Source organism: Marinobacter segnicrescens, assembly GCF_900111555.1.
Lineage (GTDB): Bacteria > Pseudomonadota > Gammaproteobacteria > Pseudomonadales > Oleiphilaceae > Marinobacter > Marinobacter segnicrescens.
In genome coordinates this window covers 1-20,762 of record NZ_FOHZ01000002.1, presented here as the reverse complement: position 1 = coordinate 20,762, position 20,762 = coordinate 1, and the positions used below count along the sequence as shown (strand labels likewise).

Genomic DNA, 20,762 nt, shown 5'->3' with positions numbered 1-20,762 from the left:
CCCTCAGGACCGACCCGTAAATACGACGTATCCTTACGTCTGTGTGATTCCACGTCCAGCCGGAGGTAATCCGTTGTGAGTGAAAAAGCCTCGTTCAGGGAGGTGTTTGCGATTTTCCTGCGTCTGGGCCTGACCTCCTTTGGTGGTCCGGCGGCCCACCTCGGCTATTTCCATGATGAGTTCGTTCGCCGGCGCGGCTGGCTCAGCGAGGGTGCCTACGGGGAAGTGGTGGCCCTCTGCCAGCTGCTGCCAGGGCCTGCCTCCAGCCAGACCGGGCTGGCCATCGGATTTCTGCGCGGCCACTACCGGGGAGCCTTGGCCGCATGGCTTGCGTTCACGCTGCCCTCTGCCATTCTGATGGCACTGTTCGCCTTTGGTCTGAGTCTCTGGCCGGATGCGGCCGAAGGGGGCTGGGTGAGCGGTCTGAAGCTCTTCGTGGTCGCCGTGGTGGGGCATGCAGTATGGCAGATGGGCCGCAACCTGTGTCCCGATGCCTTGCGTCAGGGCCTGGCACTGATGGTTGCGGTCATTCTGCTGCTGGCCGGTTCCGCGCTGATCCAGATGGCCGCCCTGACGCTGGCCGGATTCGTCGGGTTCATGAGGCGGGTGCCGCCGAGCAAGGCCGGCGAAGCACTGTCGTTACCGGTCCAGGGCCGGCGCCCGATGGTGTTCGCGGTGGCTTTCATGCTGCTGTTGCTGGCTTCATTCCTGCCAGCGGAGGCAGGGTCCATGCGGTGGCTGGCAGCCGAGATGTATCGCTCCGGCGCGCTGGTGTTTGGCGGTGGGCATGTGGTGTTGCCGTGGTTACAGGAAGGCTTCGTGGGCTCTGGCCAGGTGTCGGCGGATACCTTCCTGGCCGGGTATGGGGCGGCCCAGGCCGTTCCGGGCCCGCTGTTTACTTTTTCTGCCTTTCTGGGGGGTATTTCCGGTGGCGTGCCCGGCGCTGTACTGGCGTTGTTGGCGGTGTTCCTGCCGGGAGTACTGCTGGTGTTTGCCGGCCTGCCGTTGTGGCAATGGCTGCGTCGCCATGAGCGGGCCCGTTCAGCCCTTGCCGGTGTCAACGCCGGTGTCGTTGGGTTACTACTGGCAGCGCTCTATGATCCGGTATGGACGTCTGCCGTAAATTCCCCTGCAGGGCTCGCGTTTGTATTGGGTACCTGGTGGGCGCTTTCGGTCGCGAGGATGCCGGTTTGGGTGCTGGCCCCGGCTTGTGCCGCACTGGGCGCATTGTTGTTCTGAAACGTTCGCGGATGCTGGTCGGGGAACAAGGTTGTGGGTTGGGGCGCATGGCTCGTTGCTACCGGTTCACAACCCGGTTGGCGCAGTTGGAAATCAGCGTATAAAGTTTACACAATGGGCCTTGTGAATAATCAGCCGGCTTCTCCAGGGGGAACCTTCACCCTGACCGGTTGTCCACAATGCCTGAAAATGGAGGAAACAGGCGATGAGTATGACCTGCAGTGTTTCCGGGATGACCATTCCCCGGGACCGTTTCCCGGCCCCGCCCCATGACCTTGAGCCGGAAGGCAAGGGTCTGCAGAAGGCTGTGCTGGCTGGTGGTTGTTTCTGGTGTGTGGAAGCTGTGTTTCTTACCCTGAATGGTGTTCAGCGGGTGACCTCCGGCTATGCCGGGGGAGATGCGCAGACGGCCAACTACGATGCCGTATGCACCGGCCAGACAGGTCATGCCGAGGCCGTGGAGGTCGAGTACGACCCCGCCGTTATCAGTTATGGCGAGTTGCTCCGGGTGTTCTTCTCGGTGGCCCACGACCCGACCCAGCTGAACCGCCAGGGCAATGACCGGGGGCCGCAGTACCGCTCGACCGTTTTCTATGAAACGCCGGAGCAGCGTCGGGTCGCGGAAGACTATATCCGCCAGATTGACCAGGCCGGTATTTTTGCGGACCCTGTGGTCACCAGCCTCGAGCCGCTCCGGGATTTCTACGCGGCCGAGGAGTATCATCAGAACTTTGCCGGCAAGCATCCCCGGCAGCCCTACATCATGGCGGTCGCCGAGCCCAAGCTGAAAAAGGTCAGGGAAGTGTATCCGGACAGGCTGAAAACGGTCTGACCGGTCCTGGCTCGTCAGGCCCGGCCGCCGCCCCGTTCCGGAGGTTCGACCATGAGCACATCTGCCGCAGGCTATGACCTGTCCCCACTCTCGCCCGCCGAGGTTGACCGGCTGGCCGCCGACCTGAGCCAGGAAGAGCGCACGGTATTGCTGGACCATGGCACCGAGCGCCCATTCTGCGGCACCCTGCTGGATAACAAGCAGGACGGCGTCTACCACTGTCGCCTGTGCGACCTGCCACTGTTCAGTTCGGCGTCCAAGTTTGATTCCGGGACCGGATGGCCCAGCTTCTTCGAGCCATTTGACAAGGACCATATCCGTTACCTGGAAGACCACAGCCTCGGCATGACCCGTACCGAGATCCGCTGCCCCCGGTGCGACAGCCACCTGGGCCATGTCTTCCCTGATGGTCCGCCCCCCACAGGGCAGCGTTACTGCATGAACTCGGTTGCCCTGACCTTCCGGCAATCCTGAGTCCAGGCAGGTTATTGACCGGTCACGGTGGCCACGTACCGGGCCACCGCGGCAATCTGCTCACTGGTAAGGGTTTCATTGAAGGCCGGCATAATGCCGACGCCATTGGTCACGGCTGCGGCGACCTTGGCCTCGTCGGGTGCCAGTTCGTCGAGGTCCGGCCCAATGGCCCCGGTGGCACCCGCATCCGCCAGCGTATGACATATCGGGCACCCGGGTTGGGCGAGTTCGGTAAACACCTTGCGGCCCTCTTCCACGGAGGGCTCTTCCCCGGAGGGTCCGGCGAGGCCCGGAGATGAGAACAGCAGTCCCGCCGTCAGCGGGATAATCCAGCCTGGCCGCACGTCAGCTTACCTGCACCGTCACGCCATGGTCCTCCCAGCCGTTATGGCCGTAACCCCGCTCGTTATCCGTCCGACCCTTCGGTTGTGTTTCGCCGCTGGCCGACGTTGCGCGGCTCACAAGGCGCACTTCGCCCGGCGAAAGATCGGTCGCGAACACAAAGGGCCGCCAGGCGTACTGGCCAAGATCCGGTCCCACAAAGCGGGCTTCCTGCCAGGTTTCCCCGCCATCGGTGGAGACTTCAACGCTCTCCACGGCTACTGCGCCGCCCATCGCAACGCCGTAAATCAGGTTGCGGCCCTTATGGGTTTTCTCCAGGGGAGTGGTAATCCAGGATTTGACGTTCATTTCCCACATGGAAGGTTGTTCCGGTGCGCCGGATTTGCCCACGTCCCGGATACGGTAGCCGGAAGCCTGGATCTTGGCATCGGTTTCCTTGTCGGTGAACGCAACCCGTTTGACGTACTTGACGTTGTTGACCCCGTAATACCCCGGAACGACCATCCGCAGCGGACCGCCGTGAGACAGTGGCAAGGGCTCATCGTTCATGGCCCAGGCGAGAATGGCGGTTTCCAGTGCCCGCGCTGGCACCGAGCGCTCCACGATGACGGTTTTCGGGTCAAGCCCGGCGGGCAGCTCTTCGCCGCCGGTGTTCGTAATAAAGCTCATGCCATCCTCAACGCCGCCGAGTTCCTCGACCACATCCTTGAGGGGCACCCCGGTCCACACCACACATCCAGCTGCGCCGACCGACCACTGGGTTCCGCTGGCACCATGGGGGAAAAACGCGCGGCCGTTCCCGGAGCACTGAAGCACCGTGGTAACAGAGGTGACGTTCATGTTCTTGAGCTCGGCCAGGGTAAGGCTGCGGGGGTTCCTTACTCCTTCAATCGACACTTCCCAGGCATCGGCGTTCTCGACGACGTCCACGGGTGGCGTAGGCAGGTTGTTGCGAACGAACAGTCGGTCTGACGGGGTCACGACCCCTGCACCAATCGCGTCTCGGCGGGTTTCCATGGTATTGGTGCTGTGGACGATCAGCGCGTTGCGCTCTTTCCAGGCGGCATAGTCCGGCAGGCTTTTGGGTTCTTCCCCTCGCGCCAGGGGGGCGAGGCCCAGCAGAGGCACCGAGGCGAGTACGCCGGCGCTGCCAAGCAGAAAATGGCGGCGGGTGCTGCCGACCTGTTGTGAAAGTGCCGTGGCACGGGCGTGGAGATCAGGATTATTGTTCATGTCTTGCCCCCTGAGCGGATTCGGAATGACAGCTAACGGTAGCTGCAAATGCCCGTATTCGGACGACGTGTACTTATCAGATTTAGTCCGGCCGACCGGCCTGGTCAAATAATAAACAGTTCTGGCTTGGATACCGTTTGCTACAAAGCGCTATAATCGGCGGCTTTTCCCTACCACACCCATGGAGATCCGCCCTCGCATGATTCGCCTCAGAACCAACCCCCTTACCGAATCCGCGACGCTTTTGCGGCGTGTGGCCGTGATACTTGGCTCACTTGGCCTGACGGCAATCTACAGCCTTCTGGTGCTGGGCAGGGCCGCCGTGCGGCGGCTGGACCGGAACACAGTGGACGCCTACACCCGGGGCTGGTCCACCACCTTGCTGCGGATGGTTCGCGCCAACCTGACCGTAAGGGGCGAAGTGCCAGACTTTGGTGATGGCCGGCGGTATATCATAGTGAGCACGCACGCCAGCCATTACGATATTCCGATTACCTTCGTGTCCATGCCCGGGTCCATACGCATGCTGGCCAAGAAGGAACTGTTCAGGATTCCCCTGCTTGGGGGCGCCATGAAGGCGGCGGAATTCCCGTCCATTGACCGCCACAATCGCAATCGCGCGGTGCAGGACCTGGCCCGGGCAAGGGCAATGATGGAAAGTGGAATCGTGCTATGGGCAGCGCCGGAGGGTACCCGTTCCAGCGATGCCCGGCTGCAGCCGTTCAAGAAGGGCTGTTTTCACCTGGCGCTGGATACCGAGGCGGTGGTAGTGCCCATGGCCATTCGTGGCGTTCACCACGTGCTTCAGGCTCGCAGCTGGAAGATCAACCTGGGCCAGCCGGTAGAGGTGCAGGTGGGTAAGCCGATAGATACATCCGGCATGACCAGGGAACAGTTGCCGGAGCTGATGGCCCAGGTGAGAAGCCAGATGGAAGAACTGTTGGGCGACGGTGAGGCCCGATAGCGGGAAACTGCCTTCGGAAGCCGGGCGTCTGGCAGCTGACCCCCGGAGCCGCCAGTTATAGCGCCGGTACGCCACTGGCCCGAGCCGCACTGATGACGGTGCTTGCCAGGTACCCGGTGTAGCCGATGTAGACGGCCATCAGCACAGCCCCCTCCCAGCGCCGGATCAGCCGCTTGGCGCCAAACAGGCCGAAGGCCATCAGGAACAGGCCCAGGGTGACGGCCGCCATGACGGACCAGTCCCGGTAGAGAATGGTGCTTTCAGCCGCCATGGGCTCGATAGCCGCGGCCATACCCACGACCGCCAGGGTATTGAAGATGCCGGAGCCGATAATATTGCCCAGTATCAGGTCATGCTCGTTCTTGCGAACGGAGGCGATGCCGGCGGCAAGCTCCGGTAGCGACGTACCGATGGCGACGATGGTCAGGCCGATGATCAGGTCACTGACGCCCAGCGCCTGGGCCACGTAGACCGCGCCCCATACCAGCATGCGGGAGCTGACCAGCAATAGCACCAGGCCGACTACCAGCCACACCAGTGCCCGGTTCAGGGGCATGGGGTGTGCGGCGAGTTCCGACTCGGTTTCACCCCCGAGTGCATCACCTTTACCCCGGATACCCTGCACGATGGACCAGCCCATCACCACGGCAAACACTGCCAGCAGTATCCAGCCGTCCAGCCTGGACAGGTTGCCATCCAGCAGCTGCCAGCCGGCCAGCAGGGTGATGCCGATCAGGATGGGCAGTTCCTTGTGCAGGATCTGGGAGTGCACCTGGATAGGGCTGACCAGCGCCACCAGGCCAACAATCAGGGCAATGTTGGTGATATTGGAGCCGTAGGCGTTACCCAGCGCCAGGCCGGGGTTGCCATCGGTCGCCGCAATGGCAGACACCGCAAGCTCTGGCGCCGAGGTGCCAAAACCGATCACCACCATGCCTATCAAGAGGGGAGACATACCCAGGTGCGCGGCGGTGGCGGCAGCGCCATCCACGAAACGATCAGCACTCCAGACCAGCAGGACCAGGCCGGCAACAATGGCGAGCAGGGCAAGCAGCATCCCAATATCCCTCAGCAAGATGAAAGAACAGGTCAGTCACTGAACGGAGCGATACATCCGTTCGTATTCCTGTGGGCGTGGACGTTACCGTAAAACGGTTTCAAAGGTAAGCACCCGGTAATCCCCTATGGCAGGTGAAGGGTTTTTACCTCAACATCCGACTAAAGTTGCGGTGACTGCGTACGTGATAGTGCGCATCATGGTGCGCTAAATAACACCAGAATTCCCGAGAGTCTGCCTCTTTCAGGCGTGAATAGTTGGCATGCTCAGCATTTTATTATCCCCGCCAAAACCGGGATAATGTCACACTTTCCGGGCAGTGCTGCTGATCGTGGCGGGCCCGACAGGTTCAATAACTCGCTAAGGTGACTAGCAAATGGCTGTAAGAAAGGCAGACGTAGTGCTGGTCGGCGGTGGCGTCATGAGCGCCACTCTCGGCATGATGCTCAGGCAGCTGGATCCGTCCCTGGACATCGTCATGGTGGAGCGTCTTGATCACGTAGCCCATGAAAGCACTGACGGATGGAACAACGCCGGTACCGGCCACGCCGGCTACTGCGAACTCAACTACACCCCCGAAAACGACGATGGCGACGTGAGCATTGACCGCGCACTGACCATCAACTCTTCCTTCGAGATCTCCCTGCAGCTGTGGTCCTGGCTGGTCGAACAAGGCATGCTGCCGGAGCCGAAAAGCTTTATCAACCGCACGCCCCACATGAGCTTTGTCTGGGGTGACGATGGCGTGGCCTTCCTCAAGCGTCGTTATGAAAAGCTCAAGGCCCACCACCTGTTCCGGGAGATGGAATACACCGAGTCCCCGGAAACCCTGCAGGAGTGGATGCCTCTGGTGGTCAAGAACCGCGACCCCATGCAGCGAGTGGCAGCCACCCGTATTGGTCATGGCGCCGATGTGGATTTCGGCTCGCTGACCCGCAGCATGGTCAAGTACCTGGAAAGCACGCCCAACTTCGAACTGATGCTGAGTTCCCCGGTGCAGGATCTGTACCGCAAGGAAGGGAAGGGCGCCTGGACGGTCCGGGTCAAGAACCAGAAAACCGGCGCTACGCAGAAGATCAAGGCCGGCTTTGTGTTCCTGGGTGCCGGTGGTGGCGCCCTGCCCATGCTGCAGAAGTCCGACATTGATGAATCGAAGGGGTATGGCGGCTTCCCCGTCAGTGGCCAGTGGCTGGTCTGCCAGAAGCAGGATATCGTGACCCAGCACCACGCCAAGGTCTATGGCAAGGCGCCCATCGGTGCTCCGCCCATGTCTGTACCGCACCTGGATACGCGGATTATCAATGGTGAGCCGGCCCTGCTGTTCGGCCCCTTTGCCGGTTTTACCACCCGTTTCCTCAAGCAGGGTTCGGTGTTCGATCTGTTTGGTTCGGTGAAGCCCACCAACCTCAGGCCCATGCTGTCTGTCAGTCGCACCAACATGGACCTGACCCGCTATCTGATCGGCGAGGTGTTCCAGTCCCACAGTGACCGGGTGGCCTCTCTACGTAACTTCTTCCCGGACGCCCGGGAGGAGGACTGGAGACTGCAGAATGCCGGTCAGCGAGTGCAGATTATCAAGAAGACCAAGGAAGGCGGTGGCAAGCTGGAGTTCGGCACCGAAATCGTGGCGGCGAAGGACGGCTCCCTGGCTGCCCTGCTGGGTGCGTCACCGGGAGCATCCACCGCGGCCCATGCGATGCTTGATGTGATTCACCGTTGCTTCGGCGAACGTGCCAAGACCCCGGAATGGCAGGAACGTCTGCGGGAACTTATCCCGTCTTATGGCCAGTCCCTGGTGGATGATGAAGCATTGCTGAACCAGGTGCGTGAGCGCACCCTGTCCACGTTGGGCCTTAAGGAAGACGCCTGACAAACGATCTCCCGGGGCCTGTGTAACACGGATTACGCAGGCTCCGGGTTCTCTGCCCGCCCGGGCTATATTCGATCCTGATCTGAATGAGCAGCTCTAAGACTTAATCGATCTGATCCTGTTGCCTGTCGTTTATATCTTTAAAAAACAACGACTTGCCTGTCAAGGCGACCGGAATGGCGATGAGCTGTGAAAGTCGTTGATGAGTATACTCTTTAGAAATGTGAAATATCGCACACTCAAGGAGTAACCATGGCAAAGCGTGAGCGCAAGTTTAACCCCGACAAGGGCTATGTGGCGTTGCTGGGCTGGAGCCTCAACGCCGTGGAGGCCGCCGAATCCTTTGATCGCCAGTACGTGGTGGTCGCACCGGACTGGGCCGAGCCCTACTGTGAAGAACACGATATCCCCTACGTGCCCTGGAATTTCGAGCGCCTCAATGACCGCTCGGTAGAGATTGCCCAGACCCTGAAAGACATGGGTGTCAATGTGGCCATCCCCCTGTTCGAGGAAACCGTCGAATGGGCCGGCGCTATCAACTCGGTGCTGCTGGATAACCCCCGCCTGTTTGGCCAGGCCATGCTGTTGCGGGACAAGGCGTTGATGAAGCGTCGTGCCCAGCTTGGCGGCATCCGGGTGGGTATCTTCGAGGAAGCCCACGATCGGGAAGACGTCATTCGCTTTCTCAAGCGCGTGAACCAGACCCTGCTGAAACTGGATGGCGACCCCAACGACCCGATCCACCTGAAGGCCTTCGACAAGGCCGGCTGCCTTGGTCACCGTGTTATCCGGACACCGGACGAAGTGGATACCATCCCCGACGAGGAGTTCCCGGTGCTGATGGAGTCCCACCTGGACGGCTGGGAGTTCGCGGTAGAGGCGTGGATTCACAACGGCAAGATCCGCTTCCTGAACATCTCCGAGTACGTCACCCTGGGCTATTCCGTGTTCGTGCCTGCCACCCCCGACCTGGAAAAGTACCGGCAGCAGATCACGGCCGAGATCGAGAAATTGATCAAGACCTTCGATATCGACTTCGGTTTTGTGCACCCGGAGTATTTCGTGACCAGCGACGGCACCATGTACTTCGGTGAGGTGGCCTATCGCCCGCCGGGCTTCAAGGTGTTCGAGTTACTGGAGCGGGCCTATGGCTTTAACGCCTACCAGGGAATGATCCTTGCCTTTGATCCGAAGACCACGGATGAGGAGATTACTGCCTTCTTCCCGAAAGAGGTGGTGGATGCTAAAGGCTACGCAGGATGCTTTGGCGTCTATCCCCGTCGCCGGGTGGTCAGCCGGCTGGAGATGCCGGAAGAGACCGAGGACCACGAGTACTTCGAGTCCCACGAGCTGACACCGCCAATGGAAGAAACCGTCACCAAGCGGACTGCCTTTGGCACCCATTGGGGGCTCATCTACTTCTTCGGTGACGATCCCTATCGCATGCGGGACCTGCTGAAACATCAGGAAGACCTGGACTTCTATGTATAATCAACCTGAAGTATCCGTGTGGTGCATCAAGAAAAGGCGATGCACTACACCAGCTACGGGCTGCATGCCCTGAGGATTTCGGGTTTTGATCGAAAACAATGAACATGGGATGTCCACTGAGGCGGCGCAAAAGCTTGCCGTCCGGGTCAAACGTCTGGATGACGCCATTGAACTGGTGGCTGCAAGCCCTCCGTTCGCCAGGCTGTCAAAAATGCCCCGCCTGCTGGACAGTGCCCGCCAGGTATTGATGGTGGAGGGCGGCTGTGCCGAGGTGGAAACCCGTGCCGAGGCTATCGAGCAATGCGGGGTTTTTGAGGGCTCAGACTGGGCTCACCCGCAGATCCTGGTTCCGTCCCTGACCAGTCACTCCCTGCGCAGTCCGCAGATGGAAACCGTGGTTGTCGAGGCGCTCAGCGAGCTGAGATTGCTCGCTGTGGCAATGGAGCGCTACCTGCATCCCAATGTGTCGACGGAACAGGCCCACCATTACCTGGCCCAGGTTCTGGCCATCAACCTGGAGCTGCTTTTTGGCACCCCGTCTGAGGCGGAGCGGGAGCAGCAGGGGAAACTGGCGACCATCAGCCGCAACGTTATCCGCCACCTGGCCGAGCGTATCGGCTATGAGCACGTTATTGACCAGTTGATCGACGAGATCTGGCGAATGCTGAACCAGCGGCCCATCCAGGTAGGCGATGTCCGCCAGATGATCACCCAGATCGCTCTGTGCCGGGCCAACCCCGATATCGACCTGGGCGGCAGCGGGCAGGGTGCTGACCGACTGATCAGTAGTCTGTTTGGTCCGACCCAGGCGTGCCGCGAAGATCCGGGTGTGGAGATCTACCAGGAACGCCTGCGCACCATGGATTCGGTGGCCTTGCAAAGCGAGGCCACCGGTTGCGCCCGGGCCATGCACGATACCGGCGTGGTTTCACCGTATCACGCGGTACTCATACGTTACCTGCTGAACACCCACCCCAGCTTTCTGGGTGAAGCCCTTGGCCTGTCCAGCACCGGTCGGGACTGCCTGCTGTGCTACCAGGAGCTGGTCCACGCCCTGATTCACGAAGGCATTTTTCCGGAAACCTGCCAGGGCGTATATGGCCTGGCACTGATGCTTGAGCGAGGCATCCTGTACCAGCCACCCGTAGCCCCGGGGCTTTGGCGTCAGGTGTTGCTGCCGGTTTCGCCCTATTCCGAGGAGCGCTTGCGCATGGCCTTCGGGCCGGCGCCGGAACCCCGGGCCTGGCTGATCCAGGGTGTGTTGTCCATGCTGGGACAGCCGCTGGGCGTGGGGCAGGGGAATAATCCCACCTGCCAGTCCGCCCGGGCCCTGTCCATGTGGGCCTATAACGACCCGGATTACCTGCTGCAGATGGTCGCCTGGGCCGCCAGGGATGACGAAATTATCATGCACTTTGAGGGGCAGCCGGTGTCTTCCCGGCTCAGCGAATCCGGAGTGGCGGCAGCGGTCAGCCTCGACCTCGATCCGGTCTCCCTGCTGGTGGTGCCTCACCTCGATCGTATCTACGCGGAGATGGGGCGCATGTGCGCGGGCCGGGAAGGGGACCCCCATCGCTGGGTGAACCCGGAGTTCCATGGCTGGTGGTCCGGCCGCGGCTTCCGTATTAACGTGGACGTGGCGACGGGGCAACTGGAGGACCTGGATGGGTTCCTCCGTCACTTCTATGTCAGTTACCACCCCTATTACAACGGCAACCAGCCACTGATCCACCCCCAGCCGGCAGGCATCGCCGTCACCGACAGTGCGGCCCGGTTTATCGGCTGGCATGCCATTACCATACTGCGCGTTGGGTTGGATCAGCAGGACGAGATGCGGGTGTACTTTTTCAACCCCAATAACGACAGCGGGCAGAACTGGGGTGATGAGATCGTTGTGAGCACATCAGGCAACGGAGAGCGTTTCGGGGAGGCGTCATTGCCCTTCGAGGAGTTCGCCTCGCGGCTGTATATCTTCCATTTCGACCCGCTGGAGCGGGGGGATCCGGAAACCGTCCCTGCAGAAGACGTCCAGCGAATCAACGATATGGTCTATCGCAGTTGGGGAGCCGACCGGGTTCCCGGCGCTGCCCTGCAGGCGGACAGCGGGCCAGCCTGACCCGCGCCGCCACAGGGAGGGTTATTGCGTCAGACGTGCACCACTGAGCGAATGCTCTTGCCTTCGTGCATCAGGTCGAAGGCCTTGTTGATGTCTTCCAGCTGCATTTCGTGGGTGATAAACACGTCCAGCGGGATCTCCCCGGACTGAGCCTTGGCAACGTAGCCCGGCAGCTCGGTACGACCCTTCACGCCACCGAAGGCGGAACCACGCCAGACCCGGCCGGTGACCAGCTGGAACGGACGGGTACTGATTTCCTCACCGGCACCGGCCACACCGATAATGGTGCTCTCGCCCCAACCCTTGTGACAGGCTTCCAGTGCTGCCCGCATCAGCTTGACGTTACCGACGCATTCGAAGGTGTAGTCTGCACCGCCGTCGGTCATATCAATGATGACTTCCTGAAGCGGTTTGTCGTAGTCGTTAGGGTTGACCACATCAGTGGCGCCCAACTGCTTCGCGATATCGAACTTGGCCGGGTTGATGTCGATGGCAATAATACGGCCCGCCTTGGCCATGGTGGCGCCGATAATGGCGGCCAGGCCAATGCCGCCCAGACCGAAGATGGCCACGGTGGCGCCTTCCTCAACCTTGGCGGTGTTCAGCACCGCGCCAATCCCGGTGGTGACACCACAACCCAGCAGGCAGACTTTGTCCAGCGGGGCATCCTTGGGGATCTTGGCCAGGGAGATTTCCGGCAGTACGGTGTATTCGGAGAAGGTTGAGGTGCCCATGTAGTGATAGATGGGCTTGCCCTGATAGGAGAAACGGGAGGTACCATCCGGCATCACACCCTTGCCCTGGGTGGCCCTCACGGCTCCGCAAAGGTTGGTCTTGCCGGAGGTGCAGAACTTGCACTGACCGCATTCGGCGGTGTACAGCGGAATCACGTGGTCGCCCACCTCAAGCCCGGTCACACCAGGGCCCACCTGCTCGACGATACCACCACCCTCATGGCCGAGAATGGCCGGGAAGATGCCCTCCGGGTCGGCGCCGGAAAGGGTGTAGGCGTCGGTGTGGCAGACACCGGTGGCGACGATGCGCACCAGCACCTCGCCCTCTTTGGGCGGTTCCACGTCCACTTCCACGATTTCCAGGGGCTTGTTCGGTTCGAACGCTACGGCGGCTCGGGATTTGATCATGTCAGACTCCTCTTTCCGTCAGTTTGGGGATTACCCGCAAGGATAGAGGAGAAAGCCGTTTTTGTATCACCTGAAAGGGCAGTAATTTCCGTAAAAGCAGCGAAGGCCGCCGGGGCAAGGGCCCCCGGCGGCTGCAGGTTCAGGCCAGGCGGAAACCCGAAGACGCCTGGTTCAGGGACTCGGAACAGTCCCCCAGCGCCCGGGTATGGTCTTCCAGGTGGCCACGGATGGTGCGGGACTCCAGGGCGCTGCCGTGGATGTGCTCAACCTTCTGGGCGATCTCCTCCGTGGTGGTGGAGATACCCTCAACGGAGGACACCACTTGCTCCATGTCGCTGGCCAGCGACTGGATCGACTGGGTGATCTTCTCAATGACCACGACTGCCTCGCCGGCACTCTCCTCACCGGAGTTTGCCTGCTGCAGGCCCTGTTCCATCAAAGCGCCGATTTCACGGGTTTCCCGGTTAAGGGCGTCGACGATATCGGCGATGCCGGCGGTGGCAGAGACGGTTTTTTCCGCAAGGGAGCGTACTTCGTCTGCCACTACCGAGAAGCCCCGGCCAGCTTCGCCGGCACGGGCCGCCTCGATGGCAGCATTAAGGGCCAGCAGGTTGGTCTGTTCGGCCAGGCCATTGATGGTGTCGACGATGGTGTTTACCTTCTCGCCGGTCTTGCTCAGGCTCTTCACCTGCTCATGGGTCTGGCGGATCTTGCCCGACAGGTCCTGCATGATCTCGCCATTGCTGCGTACCACCGTGGCGCCATGGCTGGCGGCCTCACTGGCCTGCTGGGTGGACTGGTTAACGGTATTGGTCAGCTTGGCGATGTCTGAAGCTGTATGGGAAATTTCCTGCACCGCGGCGGCGGCCTGTTCGGTCTGGGCTTCCACCTGCTCGCTGTTGCTGCTCATCTGGCGGACCAGTTGCTGCAGTTCATCCTGCAGGCGGGCCAAGTCCCGGTTGCCGTCGAGCACCTCACGGATAACACCGGAGACATCGTCTACCATCTGGTTGGACGCACCACCAAGGGCATTGAACTCGTCATTGGGGTTGCGGCCGATCTGCAGGCGCTCACTGAGATCACCAGCAGCGACCCGTGACAGCAGCGTGGCGGCATCCTTGAGCCGCCCGACCAGGGTGCGGGACGCCTGGGTGAGGGTGACCACCAGTACCACCAGTACCACGCCGGATACGATAATAACCAGCCACGCCGAGGCGTCCCTGGCCTGTTCAGCACGGGCAGTGGTGCTGGCGACAAGTCCGGTTTCCAGCGACTGGTTCTGGCGTTCGATGACCGCTTCCAGCTCACTTCCCAGAGAGGCCAGCTGTTGCTCCGTCCCGATAATGGCGTTGATCTGGTCTTCCGCCCGCTCGAAGGCTCCGGCAAACGCTTTTACCGCCAGCCCCAGGTCATTGTCTCCCCAGTCCATGTTGGTGATGGTTTCCTCCATACCATCGATGGCCTGGTGAGTCTGCTCAGCGGATTCCGGAGTGAAGTTGTTCAGATAGTCCGAGTAGGTGGTCATGGCCAGCTCGATATCGTCGTTCATGATCGAGATACTGATCTGGCGTAGTCCTTCATCCATGGCCCTGGTCAGCTCGCCGTGGATGCCTGATGACGGATTCAGACCCAGAGCCTCGCGCTGCTCAAGCCACTGGCGGCGCAGCGTCACATAGGCAGACACCTGCTCGCGGATCTCGGCAGCGGTTGCCTGTATGCCCTCGTCGTAGATAGCCCCTGCCTGGGTCACCAGCTGCTCAGCCTGGTTCTCCAGTGCACTCAGCTGTTGCTGGTACCGCTCCACCGCATCCGCTTCCAGTCCGTTACTGAGCGTCTCCACGCGTAACCACTCGCCCCAGAGCGTGAGGGACGCGTTCTGATAGCGGTTGGCTGAGGAACGGTCCTCATAGGACTCCGACACCTGGTCGAGGCCGCGCAAGGCCGCCAGGGCCACCAGAACCAGCCCGACCAGGGTTGCTGCAATCAACAACCCGAATTTCTGTCGCCACGACAGGGAAAGCAAACGCTTCACAGGAGGTACTCCCCAGATACTGTTATTATCAATGATGGTCACTATATTGAAGCGTAACGGCGACGGGGATTATTTCTTGAAACAGTTTGGTTACGAAGTGTTTCTGGAGTGAACAGATGGTCTGGTGGCGGGATGGCATACCTGAGTGAACTGTGATCTCGAAATAGTCATGGCTCACTGACTGGGACTATAATGCCAGTCGCACAAGCCAGAATCATTCACTGTTACAGGGAGAACAACAGCTATGAACGGTATCGGATATCTGTCATTGATTCACCAAGTCCTGAAGCGGTTTGCCGATGCCGAGGAAACGTGCATTCTCAGCGAACAATCAAGCTGAACGGTATCCCTTTGGATGATGACGTTCATCATTCAGGCAACGATCAAGTAAAATCTCCATAGGGTTAATGGCTGTCCAACCGCGCGGGCGCTTGTTATGGCCATTGAGGCCGTAAAGCCGTTCTCAATGGCCATGACGAAGCACCTTTCAGCTGCTACGGGAGCGTACTGTCACAAGTCCTGCAAGGCCCAAAGTGAGTAGAGCGAGGGTTCCTGGCTCCGGAACGGCCGCAACGCCTACAGTGAAGCCATGCCAGAACTCTTCTGGATCGGCTTCCCAGCTCAGCGAATTGACGATCCCTTGAAACTGAATGGCACCATGGAATTCATTGCCGGTGAGGATGTCACCGCCTGATACCGTATACGTCCCGTTCCCCCAATATCCTTCACCCTCGCTGAGCACCGTGAAGGGCCTGTCGAAATCATAGCTTACCGGAAGACTATTCCGGCCCTGGCTGACTATAGCGAAAATCGGATTTACGACGGCGGAGGAGAAGGTGATTGTGTTTGTGATTCCGGAGCGGCTCATAGCGATCATTTCAGATGCTGTCGGCGCATTGTCGATAAAGCTACTGGCGGTATAGGGTGCCGGTGTGCCCTCCGTCCAATAATTCGTACCGGTGCCGAGCTGCGCAAAATTCACGTCACCCGAATATTCAACCGAGACACTTCCCATAGTGCCCGAAGCTGAGCCTGCTGCACCGTTCGTGGCGGATGTCCAGTCTGTCCAACTGATTAGAGCAGCGGATGCCGGTTGAGCGGAGATTGCTGCGGCAGCAATGCCTAAAAGTATTCGCTTCTTCATTTTTTGATACCTCAAATAGCTAACGTTTTGGGAAACAGAACCCCATGCCACATCAAATGATGCAGAGATAACTTTTTGGAGCGAGTCGTTCGCTCTATTGCAAATTTCAAGCCGGCCCGACTTATCAAGCTGAATTTATTGAAGGTTTCTTTTTATTGGCTATGCGCTGGAGTCAGATGTGTAAATATAACCGACGTAATTGAGGGGCTTTTAAGGTTGGCCTGCTAAGGGCCATTTTTATTTGTATGTCTGGGCGAACGTCAGTCGCTCCTGAGCAATGTAGGTTCCGCTTTGACCATTTGGCTTCTCTAAGTGGCTCTCTTGTCGCGATTTCGCCCTGGCTGGAATGCGGGGAACAGTGCGGGACACGCTGCAAAGCGAGGGTATGTCGGTCTCCGTTTGTTGTCTCCTCCCGCTCTGCAAAGATTGATGCTCTTCAGGGAAGTGTCGGGGTTCTTTACATAAGGGGGTCTGTCATTGATGTTTTTGTTTTTAATATCATGAAATGTAAAGGATATATTTTGTTGGCTGAAATTTTGCTTTCGGGTATGGCGAGTCAACCCCAAGAAGGAGTTTCATGATGATTCGTAAGATGACAGGGCTTGGTGCTGCGATTGCGATCCTTACGTCTGGGTCCGCAGCTGCCAGCTTCATAGATTTTGAGGATGCAAATGTTCGGGGCCTCGTTGATAACGATGCAGTAACTAATGAGTACCAAGGTACCAATAGCGTGGTGTTTTCTGGAGGCTTCATCGAGGCATCGGGTGGAGACGACGCCAACCCACAGGGTTTCATAACCGACCAGGTTTCATCGCCGGATGTAGATCTTTCGAATGGAACCCCCGGCCTTGGCAATTGGTTCGTTCGCACTGAGGGAGAAATTGGCCAGCGAGGCAGCGGGTCAATCTTCCTTTCCATTTTCTATGATGGGATCGTTACCGGCGCTTCCGGTGAGATTTGGGATATTGATGGCAATTCCGGCCAGGGAACCGAGAAGTGGAACGTGGTTGCGTTAAACAATGGTAGCGAGGTTCTGTCAGTAGCAAGTCCAGAAGGATTCAACAACGGAACTTTATCAATGGACGGTTTGCCCTGGTTTTTCGAGCTGAACGGTGCGGTCTTCGATCAGATCAATTTTGAATTTGCCGGTACCAAAGAGTTTGGTGTCGGCCTCGGCTTCGATAACTTCACGAGTTCAGTTCCAGAACCGGGAACTTTGGGGCTTCTAGGCCTTGGCCTCCTTGGTCTCGGCGCTGCCCGCCGCAGGTTCTCGGTCTAAATAAAGGATAGGTCTCCTTAGAAAGCACTTGGCTCAGGGAAGAGCGCCTTTGGGACCTGATGGTCGCGAGTAGCAGCTGACCGTTAGATAGGCTTTGCCTGAGGTGGGGTTATCAATGCTCCTCGCCTACGCCCAAAAAAGGTGGTGCAGGTTGTTTCAAGAATTCAGCTCTAAAAAACCAGATTCTCCCGAACCTTAAAATGACGAAAGCCTCGACTGGCGGGGCTTTCGTGGTGGTAGGTTCCGGGGAAGCCCGAAAACACTTTGTTTGGTGGAGGCGGCGGGAATTGAACCCGCGTCCGCCAGTACTCTGCCTTGAGCTCTACATGTTTAGTGTCCTTCTATTCGTTTAACCTGGTGCGACCCGAAGGCCAGGGTGCAAAAGGCGAGCTCTTTGAATCTTAGCCTTCAACCAGTGAGCTCTGGTTAAAGGAGCAGCCTGTTAGCTATGACGTCCTGAAATACCCGTTTACAGGCACCCGGGTCAGGACGACCAGCGGCTTACGCCGCCAGTGCGTAGTTGTCGTCGTTTGCGACTATTGCTTGCAGCTTTGGATTAACGAGATTGGCTGCCATCTCGACATGCACCCAAGGGTTCGCTACCGGCGTCGAAGCCATGTCGCCCCCTTGTATGATCAGTATATGGGGCCGCTTCCAGAGACTTCAAGCACTTTCCGCAAATGCCGGTCGGTAGTTACCCGTAACCCTGTCGCCCGCGATCTAGGTATGCTCTCGCATGATGCGCTGCTTCTGGCGATTCCAGTCGCGCTCTTTCTCGGTGGCGCGCTTGTCGTACAGCTTCTTGCCTTTTACCAGGGCAATTTCGCACTTCACCTTGTTCTTTTTCCAGTACAGGGCCAGTGGCACGCAGGTGTGGCCGGCCTGGTCCACCTTGCCCATCAGCCGCGCGATTTCCTTGGCGTGCAGCAACAGTTTGCGGGTGCGCGTCGGGTCGGCAATCACGTGTGTGGAAGCGGTGTTCAGTGGCGTAATCTGGGCGTTGAACAGAAACGCTTCACCGTCACGGAAAAGCACGTAGGCCTCGGTAATCTGGCCCTTGCCCTCCCGCAGGGATTTGACCTCCCAGCCCAGCAACTGCACGCCGGCCTCGAGGCGCTCCTCGATGTGGTATTCGTGCCGGGCCTTCTTGTTAAGGGCTATGGTGCCCCCGGAGTTTGCCGGTTTCTTCTTGCTCATGAAGTCTTTCCGTTGGATATTCGGTGTCTGACTTTGACTTCCTCCCCTACCTGCGTCGGTGGGGGATTCCATGCTCCGCTAGGCGGCGCCGGGTGCTAGTCCCTCACAGTTTCACACAGGTTCCTGCTTCACCGAGTCCGGTAACCCAGACTCTCCACAGGCTAATACGCGATGCCCTCGCGCTTTGATGTTGATCGCACCGACCACATCGGCATTTTGCTCAAAACTACACTGAACACAACGGAAGCAGGCCTGCGAGGTGCGATTGTCCGGACTGACGTGCTGGCATTTCGGGCAGGTCTGGCTGGTGTGGTGTGCTGGCACCGCCAGCACTTCACCACCCCGAAACGCCTGCTTGTAGGTCAGTTGTCGCCGGAATTCGTACCAACCCTGATCCAGAATGCTCCGGTTCAGACCGGACTTGGCTTTAACGTTCACGCCCGGGTTTTCTTGATCGCCTTTGGCCGAGCGCGACATATTCCCTACCTTTAAATCCTCGATCACGATCATTGCGTGGTTTTTGCTGAGTCGATCGGAGGCTTTGTGCAGATAGTCGCGCCGGATGTTGGCGATGCGGGTGTGCAGTCGGTTGATCTTGGCTTTCTGTATTTGCCAGTTAGCCGAGAATTTAACCTTGCGGGCAAGGGCGCGTTGCGCCCGAGCCAGCTTGAGCTGATTGGCCTTGAATGCACCCACCGGCTCGATAAACGTGCCGTCGGATAAGGTCAGAAAGCGGGCTACGCCCATATCCACGCCGATCATCGAGGTAGAGGTATGCGCCGGCTCAGGAATCTCCCGTTCGGTCTGGAAGCTGATAAACCAGTGTCCGCCCTCAAAGCCGACCGTGCAGTTTTTGATCGTGCCGACGATCTCACGGGATTTGCGAAACTTTATCCAGCCGAGGCTTGCCGGCAGTTTCACCCGCCGATTCTCGATCCGACAGTATTTCTGGAAGTTGACGAAGCGAACGCTGTCTCGCGATTGTCCCTTTTTCTTGAAGCGAGGACGCTGCGCGCCTTCGATCTTCTTATAGTACCGCTGCCAGGCTGCGTCCAAATCCTTCAACTTCTGTTGCAGGTTGTCGGTGTAGGCGTCTTTAAGCCATTCGGTTTCCGGGGCGCGCTTCCAGGCCGTGACCCATTTGGCCATCGTCTCGTATCGGGGCACGTACGCGCCCTTGGTATCCGCTGACTCATTGCATTTCTCCAGGGCCTGATTCCAGACATAGCGGGCATGACCGCACAACACCCGAAGGCGGGCGCTCTGCACATCACTGGCACCCAGTCGAAATTTAAAGCCCTGGCGAATAATCATATGGTCATCTTAACATAAGCTGTTCATCCGTGGCTTTTCACTTCTTTTATTGGGCAAATAGTGGGTAAGCCTTTATTTCCTTGCCGTTTTTGGCCAATGTTATCCCATTGGATTAACCGGTTGGGTGGTGATCGATATTGGATCAATAGACTCTCTATGAGCAGGTTCCTGGGCTCTCGGCGCCCTGGCTTGTCTCAGACGTTGAGCTTGATAAAAACCGGAGTGAAGTCTTAGTCCAGATAGACATAGACATAGTCAAAGGCACGGCGCTTGTCTGCCCTCAATATGGCCGTGCCTGTCCCGGTTACGATCCCCGGGAACGTCGTTGGCGTCACCTCGATAGCTATCAGTTCCGAACGCCGGTGGTTGTTCAGGTCCCTCGTGTACAGTGTCTGGAGCATGGCTGCCTGACGATCAATGTGCCTTGGGCTGATCAGAACAGTCGGTACACGTGCTGTTTGAAGCCTTCGTGATCAGTTTGCTCAGGGCAGCCTCGCTTGTTTTTACGTCAGCCTGAATAAGGCGCGCAGACAATCGGTCATTTCGATATCCATGGATATGAGGCCGGTGCATCAGCAAGCCACGTTTGCCCATATCGAGAACGCCTTCGATCATTTCCATGTTGCACAGGTGCTGACCCGTACGCTTGATGCCACCCGCAAGCTGATATGGTGGAGTCGGGTCACTCGATGCGCTAGTGTTCCGTCCGGGTATTTCCTAAGCGCATATATGCTATAATTCGAGCTATTATTCACGAGTTTGGAGACTCTGTTTTGGCCCGGAAACCAGCTCCCTTTAATCTTACGGTAAACGATCAACTGGAGTTGGAAAGCTGGTTGCGAACAAGCACGCTGAGTCAGAATCTCGTTCTGCGAGCGCGAATCGTTTTGGCCCTGAATGCCGGTGAATCACCCAAAGTCGTTGCTGAGCGACTGGGAACCACGACGGCCACGGTATTCAAGTGGCGTAATCGTTACACCGAACAGGGCCTGAGCGGTCTTCAGGATGCACCAAGACCCGGGCAACCCAGAAAGCT

Annotated in this window: 19 protein-coding genes and 1 other RNA gene; 11 read left to right on the top strand and 9 right to left on the bottom strand. The window is 58.8% G+C overall.

Annotated features, from left to right (window positions below):
* The first annotated feature begins 75 nt into the window (after positions 1–75).
* The 3 genes from chrA to msrB all read left to right on the top strand — a co-directional run bounded on the left by chrA (position 76) and on the right by msrB (position 2,545).
* Entirely contained in the window at positions 76–1,239 is a 1,164-nt protein-coding gene (chrA, locus tag BM036_RS02810) for a chromate efflux transporter (protein ID WP_091848720.1), read from the top strand.
* 205 nt (positions 1,240–1,444) lie between these two features.
* Complete coding sequence (gene msrA / locus BM036_RS02805; protein WP_091848719.1) at positions 1,445–2,071, top strand: peptide-methionine (S)-S-oxide reductase MsrA; 627 nt, start codon at positions 1,445–1,447, stop codon at positions 2,069–2,071.
* A gap of 51 nt (positions 2,072–2,122) precedes the next feature.
* Positions 2,123–2,545 carry a peptide-methionine (R)-S-oxide reductase MsrB gene (msrB, locus tag BM036_RS02800; protein WP_091848718.1) on the top strand — a complete coding sequence of 141 codons (423 nt, stop codon included), beginning with the start codon at positions 2,123–2,125 and terminating at the stop codon, positions 2,543–2,545.
* Between the two features lie 11 nt (positions 2,546–2,556).
* Here msrB and sorU read toward each other — a convergent pair whose 3' ends face one another.
* Together sorU and sorT are read right to left on the bottom strand one after the other, a co-directional pair.
* Positions 2,557–2,889: a SorU family sulfite dehydrogenase c-type cytochrome subunit gene (sorU, locus tag BM036_RS02795; protein ID WP_245742437.1), complete on the bottom strand. Its 333-nt coding sequence runs from the start codon at positions 2,887–2,889 to the stop codon at positions 2,557–2,559.
* 1 nt (position 2,890) lies between these two features.
* Entirely contained in the window at positions 2,891–4,120 is a 1,230-nt protein-coding gene (gene sorT, locus BM036_RS02790) for a SorT family sulfite dehydrogenase catalytic subunit (RefSeq protein ID WP_091848717.1), read from the bottom strand.
* 199 nt (positions 4,121–4,319) lie between these two features.
* On the opposite strand from sorT, the gene BM036_RS02785 reads away from it, so the two are divergent.
* Positions 4,320–5,084 carry a lysophospholipid acyltransferase family protein gene (locus BM036_RS02785; protein WP_091848716.1) on the top strand — a complete coding sequence of 255 codons (765 nt, stop codon included), beginning with the start codon at positions 4,320–4,322 and terminating at the stop codon, positions 5,082–5,084.
* Between the two features lie 55 nt (positions 5,085–5,139).
* Here the strand turns inward: BM036_RS02785 and BM036_RS02780 are convergent, their stop codons facing one another.
* Positions 5,140–6,141, bottom strand: coding sequence for a calcium/sodium antiporter (locus tag BM036_RS02780; protein WP_091848715.1), 1,002 nt, complete (start codon positions 6,139–6,141; stop codon positions 5,140–5,142).
* A 376-nt stretch (positions 6,142–6,517) separates the two neighbouring features.
* On the opposite strand from BM036_RS02780, the gene mqo reads away from it, so the two are divergent.
* The 3 genes from mqo (at position 6,518) to BM036_RS02765 (ending at position 11,618) form a co-directional block, all read left to right on the top strand.
* The gene (mqo, locus tag BM036_RS02775; RefSeq protein WP_091848714.1) at positions 6,518–8,011 is read left to right on the top strand and encodes a malate dehydrogenase (quinone); all 1,494 of its coding nucleotides are present in this window, start codon (positions 6,518–6,520) and stop codon (positions 8,009–8,011) included.
* Between the two features lie 252 nt (positions 8,012–8,263).
* The gene (locus BM036_RS02770; protein WP_091848713.1) at positions 8,264–9,502 is read left to right on the top strand and encodes an ATP-grasp domain-containing protein; all 1,239 of its coding nucleotides are present in this window, start codon (positions 8,264–8,266) and stop codon (positions 9,500–9,502) included.
* A gap of 109 nt (positions 9,503–9,611) precedes the next feature.
* Positions 9,612–11,618 carry a hypothetical protein gene (locus BM036_RS02765; RefSeq protein WP_091848969.1) on the top strand — a complete coding sequence of 669 codons (2,007 nt, stop codon included), beginning with the start codon at positions 9,612–9,614 and terminating at the stop codon, positions 11,616–11,618.
* A 29-nt stretch (positions 11,619–11,647) separates the two neighbouring features.
* On the opposite strand, the gene BM036_RS02760 is transcribed toward BM036_RS02765, so the two are convergent.
* The 3 genes from BM036_RS02760 to BM036_RS02750 form a co-directional block, all read right to left on the bottom strand.
* Positions 11,648–12,760: an S-(hydroxymethyl)glutathione dehydrogenase/class III alcohol dehydrogenase gene (locus tag BM036_RS02760; RefSeq protein WP_091848712.1), complete on the bottom strand. Its 1,113-nt coding sequence runs from the start codon at positions 12,758–12,760 to the stop codon at positions 11,648–11,650.
* A 139-nt stretch (positions 12,761–12,899) separates the two neighbouring features.
* Entirely contained in the window at positions 12,900–14,792 is a 1,893-nt protein-coding gene (locus BM036_RS02755; RefSeq protein WP_143066556.1) for a methyl-accepting chemotaxis protein, read from the bottom strand.
* Between the two features lie 487 nt (positions 14,793–15,279).
* Positions 15,280–15,936: a PEP-CTERM sorting domain-containing protein gene (locus BM036_RS02750; protein ID WP_091848710.1), complete on the bottom strand. Its 657-nt coding sequence runs from the start codon at positions 15,934–15,936 to the stop codon at positions 15,280–15,282.
* A gap of 577 nt (positions 15,937–16,513) precedes the next feature.
* Here BM036_RS02750 and BM036_RS20240 point away from each other — a divergent pair.
* The gene (locus tag BM036_RS20240; RefSeq protein ID WP_091848709.1) at positions 16,514–17,215 is read left to right on the top strand and encodes a PEP-CTERM sorting domain-containing protein; all 702 of its coding nucleotides are present in this window, start codon (positions 16,514–16,516) and stop codon (positions 17,213–17,215) included.
* 269 nt (positions 17,216–17,484) lie between these two features.
* Here the strand turns inward: BM036_RS20240 and ssrA are convergent.
* The 3 genes from ssrA to BM036_RS02730 all read right to left on the bottom strand — a co-directional run bounded on the left by ssrA (position 17,485) and on the right by BM036_RS02730 (position 19,726).
* Positions 17,485–17,842: a transfer-messenger RNA gene (ssrA, locus tag BM036_RS02740) on the bottom strand.
* Positions 17,843–17,935: 93 nt separating this feature from the next.
* Positions 17,936–18,412, bottom strand: a complete 477-nt coding sequence (gene smpB, locus BM036_RS02735; protein ID WP_091848708.1) for an SsrA-binding protein SmpB — start codon at positions 18,410–18,412, stop codon at positions 17,936–17,938.
* A gap of 111 nt (positions 18,413–18,523) precedes the next feature.
* Positions 18,524–19,726, bottom strand: a complete 1,203-nt coding sequence (locus BM036_RS02730) for an RNA-guided endonuclease InsQ/TnpB family protein (RefSeq protein ID WP_091848707.1) — start codon at positions 19,724–19,726, stop codon at positions 18,524–18,526.
* A 239-nt stretch (positions 19,727–19,965) separates the two neighbouring features.
* Between BM036_RS02730 and BM036_RS20615 the strand changes: the two genes are divergently transcribed.
* The 3 genes from BM036_RS20615 to BM036_RS20045 all read left to right on the top strand — a co-directional run.
* A complete protein-coding gene (locus tag BM036_RS20615) occupies positions 19,966–20,199 on the top strand; it encodes a transposase family protein (RefSeq protein ID WP_483869229.1) in 234 nt (77 codons plus the stop codon).
* A gap of 40 nt (positions 20,200–20,239) precedes the next feature.
* On the top strand, positions 20,240–20,464 hold the full coding sequence (locus BM036_RS20495; RefSeq protein ID WP_091848706.1) for a transposase: 225 nt from the start codon (positions 20,240–20,242) through the stop codon (positions 20,462–20,464).
* Positions 20,465–20,562: 98 nt separating this feature from the next.
* On the top strand, positions 20,563–20,762 hold a 200-nt coding region (locus BM036_RS20045), incomplete at its 3' end, for a helix-turn-helix domain-containing protein (protein WP_177185973.1).